Source organism: Xenorhabdus entomophaga (assembly GCF_037996725.1).
GTDB lineage: Bacteria > Pseudomonadota > Gammaproteobacteria > Enterobacterales > Enterobacteriaceae > Xenorhabdus > Xenorhabdus khoisanae.
Genome location: NZ_JBBMXH010000056.1, coordinates 23,199 through 29,387, shown reverse-complemented (window position 1 = coordinate 29,387; position 6,189 = coordinate 23,199). Strand labels below are relative to the sequence as shown.

4 protein-coding genes and 4 tRNA genes are annotated in these 6,189 nt (G+C 42.9%); all 8 read right to left on the bottom strand.

Annotation, left to right across the window (positions count from 1 at the left end):
• Nucleotides 1-142: 142 nt before the first annotated feature.
• The 8 genes from AAC854_RS12870 to pncC all read right to left on the bottom strand — a co-directional run bounded on the left by AAC854_RS12870 (nucleotide 143) and on the right by pncC (nucleotide 6,170).
• Nucleotides 143-219: transfer RNA gene (locus AAC854_RS12870), tRNA-Arg, on the bottom strand.
• An 88-nt stretch (nucleotides 220-307) separates the two neighbouring features.
• Nucleotides 308-384, bottom strand: a tRNA-Arg gene (locus tag AAC854_RS12865).
• A gap of 85 nt (nucleotides 385-469) precedes the next feature.
• Nucleotides 470-546: transfer RNA gene (locus tag AAC854_RS12860), tRNA-Arg, on the bottom strand.
• A 10-nt stretch (nucleotides 547-556) separates the two neighbouring features.
• A tRNA-Ser gene (locus AAC854_RS12855) sits at nucleotides 557-649 on the bottom strand.
• A gap of 459 nt (nucleotides 650-1,108) precedes the next feature.
• On the bottom strand, nucleotides 1,109-1,294 hold the full coding sequence (gene csrA, locus AAC854_RS12850) for a carbon storage regulator CsrA (protein WP_010845367.1): 186 nt from the start codon (nucleotides 1,292-1,294) through the stop codon (nucleotides 1,109-1,111).
• Nucleotides 1,295-1,541: 247 nt separating this feature from the next.
• Nucleotides 1,542-4,169: an alanine--tRNA ligase gene (alaS, locus tag AAC854_RS12845; protein ID WP_340617441.1), complete on the bottom strand. Its 2,628-nt coding sequence runs from the start codon at nucleotides 4,167-4,169 to the stop codon at nucleotides 1,542-1,544.
• Between the two features lie 317 nt (nucleotides 4,170-4,486).
• On the bottom strand, nucleotides 4,487-5,563 hold the full coding sequence (gene recA / locus AAC854_RS12840; RefSeq protein ID WP_340617440.1) for a recombinase RecA: 1,077 nt from the start codon (nucleotides 5,561-5,563) through the stop codon (nucleotides 4,487-4,489).
• 103 nt (nucleotides 5,564-5,666) lie between these two features.
• Nucleotides 5,667-6,170, bottom strand: a complete 504-nt coding sequence (pncC, locus tag AAC854_RS12835) for a nicotinamide-nucleotide amidase (protein ID WP_340617439.1) — start codon at nucleotides 6,168-6,170, stop codon at nucleotides 5,667-5,669.
• Nucleotides 6,171-6,189 lie beyond the last annotated feature (19 nt).

Below are 6,189 nucleotides of genomic sequence, written 5' to 3'. Positions count from 1 at the left end.
GCCAGACCGCAAGGTGTTTTAACAAATCAAAAGGGGTTTTTATAGCAGACTTATAGCTGTAAGCTCTACGGAACCCCCAGCCAAGCTGGGGGTTTTCTATATACAATAAAAACCCCTGCCTTGATAAAGCAGGGGTTTAAAATGGTGCATCCGGGAGGATTCGAACCTCCGACCGCTCGGTTCGTAGCCGAGTACTCTATCCAGCTGAGCTACGGATGCGTTATCAGATTTTCTATTTCTGATCAGACATTATAGACTGTCTTATTCTCAGAACATTAACACCATGATGGAATCACAATGTTGAATATGGTGCATCCAGGAGGATTCGAACCTCCGACCGCTCGGTTCGTAGCCGAGTACTCTATCCAGCTGAGCTATGGATGCGTTGTCAGTTTTCTATTTCTGGCCAGGCGCTGCTGATTGCCTAACTTTTCAGAATTGATACACCTAAAAATCATGGTGTTTAAAATGGTGCATCCAGGAGGATTCGAACCTCCGACCGCTCGGTTCGTAGCCGAGTACTCTATCCAGCTGAGCTATGGATGCGTCTCTTAAATGGCGGTGAGGGAGGGATTCGAACCCTCGATGCAGCTCTTAACCACATACTCCCTTAGCAGGGGAGCGCCTTCAGCCTCTCGGCCACCTCACCATTTTTTAAAACTAAAACGCTTTAAAACTTGCGGCTTGAAGTTTTCACTTCATAGTTCTTAGAATCTCTTCTTCTGCTTACTGCTCAGAAGCTTCTTTCTAAGTTCTTCGTCGCTGCGATGGCGCACATATTACTTTCCCTGCCTGATAAGTCAAACAATTTTTCGCAACTTTTTTCCGTTTGAACACTTAGCACGCAAAACGCTTGGTTTAGCATCTAAAGAGCTATTTTATCAACAGCAAAATCCTCTAAGCACTATTAAAATTTATAAAAATGATTATTCATCGCTATGGCCTCATGAACGAGGCTTTTTCAACAGATAGAAAATAAAAAGACGTGAGAGAATAGAATTAAGGTAGTAACTGGAATAGTAACAAGAAAAGGTAACCTTATTAGGTTCACAAAACAGGGAAGTAGAGTAGCGCCCAAGTCTTAAAAAGCGTGGACGCCATTCTTGAATTAAAAAGTTGTAGGCTGAGATTTCTCTGCCTGAATCCGTTGATAAATTTCTTCACGGTGAACAGAAACTTCCTTGGGTGCGTTTACACCAATGCGAACTTGGTTGCCTTTAACTCCCAGTACTGTGACTGTTACCTCATCGCCTATCATGAGTGTTTCACCAACTCGACGAGTCAGAATAAGCATTCTTTGCTCCTTGAAAATTTAAAAGAGTCGGGTCTCTAGGTTTCCCCGCTATTATCCATCAAACACCGTGAAAACGTAAAGCAATGATATCTACTTAAAGTATAAGCAGTTTTGAACACATTTCCTATATCTATAGGATAGCTAAAATATAAGCATGTGCCCAACATTTCAACAATTTCACAACAAAAAACATCGGCATCATAAAAAAAACGCTTTCATGATGCCGTTACTGTCACGGCGATACCAACTATAACCGCAATGTTACCCACTCTTCTACACTAGCCAATGCCGAAGGAAGAGCTGTTACATCTGTCCCGCCAGCCTGAGCCAGATCAGGACGCCCTCCTCCTTTACCGCCAACTTGTTGGGCAACGAAAGAGATTAAATCGCCTGCTTTTATTCTAGCAGCCAAATCCTTTGTTATACCAACAATTAGGCTGACTTTATCACCAGTCACTGTAGAAAGCACAATAATTGCCGATCCCAACTGATTTTTCAGATCATCAACCATTGTTCTGAGCATTTTAGGTTCAACATCACCTAATTGTGTCACCAGTAAACGAACACCTTGGATCTCTTTAGCCTGATTAGCTAAAGAAGAGCTTTCCTGAGCTGCTTGCTGAGATTTCAGCTGTTGCAACTCTTTTTCCAACTGTTTCGTTCTGTCCAGTGTCGTTTTCACTTTCTCATTCAGACTACTAATATCACCTTTCACCAGATGAGCAATGTCTTGCAGTAAATCAGTTTGCTGATAAATTGAGTTCAGCGCAGTTTGCCCCGTAATGGCTTCAATACGGCGAATTCCTGCTGCTGTACCTGATTCACTGGATATACGGAACAACCCAATATCACCGGTGCGATTTGCATGAGTACCACCACATAATTCGGTGGAAAAGCCGCCCATGCTAAGTACACGAACTTTTTCATCATACTTCTCGCCAAACAGTGCCATGGCACCTTTAGCTTTTGCTTCTTCCAGCTCCATTAATTCTGTAACAACGGGTGAATTTTTGCGAATTTCTTCGTTCACCAAATTTTCTACCTGACGAATTTGCTCTGGCTTCATTGCTTCAAAGTGAGAGAAGTCAAAGCGCAGGTATTTATCATTGACTAAAGAACCTTTCTGAGAAACGTGCTCTCCCAGAATTTTACGCAATGCAGCATGCAGCAAATGGGTTGCAGAATGGTTCAAACGGATTGCATCTCTGCGTACTACATCAATTTCAGCATTGACTGTATGTTTAACGCTCAAACTACCACTTGTCAATTTACCAATGTGGCCGATTGCCTGAGCATATTTTTGAGTATCAGTAACTTCGAAGATACCATTACCATTCGACAACTGCCCTGTATCTCCAACCTGCCCGCCTGATTCAGCATAGAAAGCCGTTTTATCAAGTATAATGATCGCCTCTTCGCCCGCATGAATTTGTTCAACAGCTTCGCCATTACGGAAGATAGCGCTAATAGCAGCTTGCTGTGAATTATGTTCATAACCACAAAAATCACTTCGACCATCGACCTTGATCAATTCATTGTAATCTGTACCAAAGCCACTGGATTCGCGAGCACGACGACGTTGGTTTTCCATCGCTACATCAAAACCAGCTTCATCAACTTTGATATTTCTTTCACGGCAAACGTCTGCAGTCAGATCAACCGGAAAACCATAGGTATCATACAAACGGAAAGCAGTTGCACCGTCCAGGGTATCGCCGGACAATTTCGCCAATTCTTCATCCAGTAACTGTAAACCACGATCCAAGGTACGGGCGAATTGTTCTTCTTCAGTTTTCAATACCTGCTCAACCAAAGACTGCTGTTTTTCCAGCTCTTCACCAGCAGCGCCCATCACCTTAATCAATGGAGCAACTAATTTATAGAAGAAAGTATCTTTTGCACCGAGCATGTTACCATGACGAACAGCACGACGAATAATACGGCGAAGTACGTATCCACGATTCTCATTAGATGGAATAACACCATCACAAATCAAGAACGCACATGCCCGGATATGATCTGCAACAACGCGCAGAGATTTATTGGTGAGATCTGTCGCTCCCGTCACTTCTGCAACTGAAGCAATCAGATTCTGGAATAAGTCAATTTCATAGTTAGAGTTGACGTGCTGCAATACTGCGGCAATACGCTCCAGCCCCATACCGGTATCAACTGAAGGTTTTGGCAGTGGTTCCATTGTACCATCGGCATGGCGGTTAAATTGCATGAAAACAATGTTCCAGATTTCAATATATCTGTCACCGTCTTCTTCTGGGCTGCCTGGAGGGCCTCCCCAAATGTGGTCTCCATGGTCATAGAAAATTTCTGTACAAGGGCCACAAGGGCCGGTATCACCCATTTGCCAGAAGTTATCTGACGCATAAGGGGCACCTTTGTTATCGCCAATGCGAATAATTCTTTCTGTTGGAACACCGACTTCTTTATGCCAAATATCATAAGCTTCATCGTCTGTCTCATAGACAGTAACCCACAGTTTTTCTTTTGGCAGATTAAACCATTCTTCGCCGGTTAATAGCTCCCATGCGTATTTGATGGCATCTTGTTTAAAATAATCACCAAAACTGAAGTTACCCAACATTTCGAAGAAAGTATGATGACGGGCTGTATATCCCACATTTTCTAAATCGTTATGTTTACCACCAGCACGAACGCAGCGCTGAGCCGTTGTTGCTCTGGAATAAGGCCTTTTATCCAATCCAAGAAAAACATCTTTGAACTGGTTCATCCCTGCGTTGGTGAACAACAATGTTGGATCATTGTTTGGCACCAACGAACTACTTGATACTATCTGGTGCCCTTTAGTATGAAAAAAGTCAAGAAACGCTTGACGGATCTCAGCGGTGCTTTTGCTCATAATTGTCCCGAAATCAAGCTGAAAAAACAGATTTATGAATGGATGAGATGGTATATCACATTACCATTTCCACTCACGAATAAATTAAAGTGGGGTTAAGATAGAATGTCTTCCATTAGAAGTAAAATCCCATATAAATCCATTCGCTTTTCAGCATTGTAATTCGTCTGGGCATTTTCTGAAAGTCCGTTCGTTAGGCCAGTTTCGATACACCTGTTTCAAAGATGTTCATTTCCTATAAAAAAACCACACCCTAGATGGATGTGGTTTTGAAAAAGCCAGATTATTTCTGTGTATTACGGCAGAATAAAGAGTAATTAGAACTCTTCGTTATTTACTTCCGCACCGTTATCTTCATAATCTGTTACATAATCGGAAGCCGCGCTACTGAAGTCTCCAGTTTTATTCAGCAACAGTTCGCGCAGTTTCTTATCTAATTCAGCCGCAGTTTCTGGATGCTCTTTCAGGTAAATAGTGGCATTGGCTTTACCTTGCCCAATTTTGTCGCCATTATAGCTATACCACGCACCTGCTTTTTCCACCATTTTGTGTTTAACACCCAAGTCGATCAATTCACCGAGCGTGTTAATACCTTCACCATAAAGAATTTGGAATTCAGCTTGCTTAAATGGCGCTGCAACTTTGTTCTTAACTACTTTCACACGCGTTTCGCTGCCAACAACCTCATCACCATTTTTCACAGAACCAGTACGACGGATATCCAAGCGAACGGATGCGTAGAATTTCAGCGCATTACCGCCAGTCGTGGTTTCAGGGTTGCCAAACATCACACCAATTTTCATACGGATCTGGTTGATGAAGATCAGAAGGGTATTTGAGTTTTTCAGATTACCCGCCAGCTTACGCATGGCCTGACTCATCATACGTGCTGCCAGCCCCATATGGGAGTCACCAATTTCACCTTCAATTTCTGCTTTTGGTGTCAATGCAGCCACGGAGTCAACGATAATGACATCAACAGCGCCAGAACGTGATAAAGCATCACAAATTTCCAGTGCTTGTTCACCTGTATCAGGCTGAGAGCACAACAGGTTATCAATATCTACACCCAGTTTTTTAGCATAAACTGGATCAAGGGCATGTTCGGCATCAATAAAAGCACAAGTTCTGCCTTCGCGTTGGGCTGCAGCAATCACTTGCAATGTCAGCGTTGTTTTACCGGAAGATTCAGGCCCGTATATTTCAACGATACGGCCCATTGGTAAACCACCCGCACCCAATGCAATATCCAGTGACAAAGAGCCTGTAGAAATGGTTTCAACATCCATTGAGCGGTTTTCACCCAAACGCATGATGGAACCTTTACCAAATTGTTTCTCAATTTGACCCAGCGCTGCTGCTAGTGCTTTTTGTTTGTTTTCATCGTTAGCCATGTTTACTCCTTCGCAAGCAATGAAGGGGCTGCCCCACTGCTGATAAACTGTTTCTGATAACAAAGTGCCATATGATTATACTGTATAATCATACAGCATCAAGCTAATTTTTTATGATTTCTTCCAACAATGTTGTTAAAGAAAAAATAACAGCCTGTAGACGCACTGCATTGCGATCACCCACAAAATGTTGGTGATGTACTACAGTCTGTATGCTTCCATTTACATGAAAAGCAAAGCCGAACCAAACTGTGCCGGTCGGTTTTTCTTCACTGCCACCATCTGGTCCGGCAATACCACTGACAGAAACAGCAAAATCCGCTTTAGCGGCTTTTAGTGCCCCTTCGGCCATTTCTTTTACGACCTGTCCGCTGACTGCACCAAACTGTTCCAGCGATGCCAGTGAAACACCCAGCATTTCATGTTTAGCATTATTACCGTATGTCACGAAACCGCGATTAAAATAGGCTGAACTTCCTGCAATATCTGTGATCACTTTCGCAATCCAGCCTCCTGTGCAGGATTCTGCACAGGTCACGGATAATTTTTTCTGTGTTAATCTCTTTCCCAGTTCAATACTAAGCTGATACAGGATTTTTTCATCCATAACAGGCCTTCAATGCTAT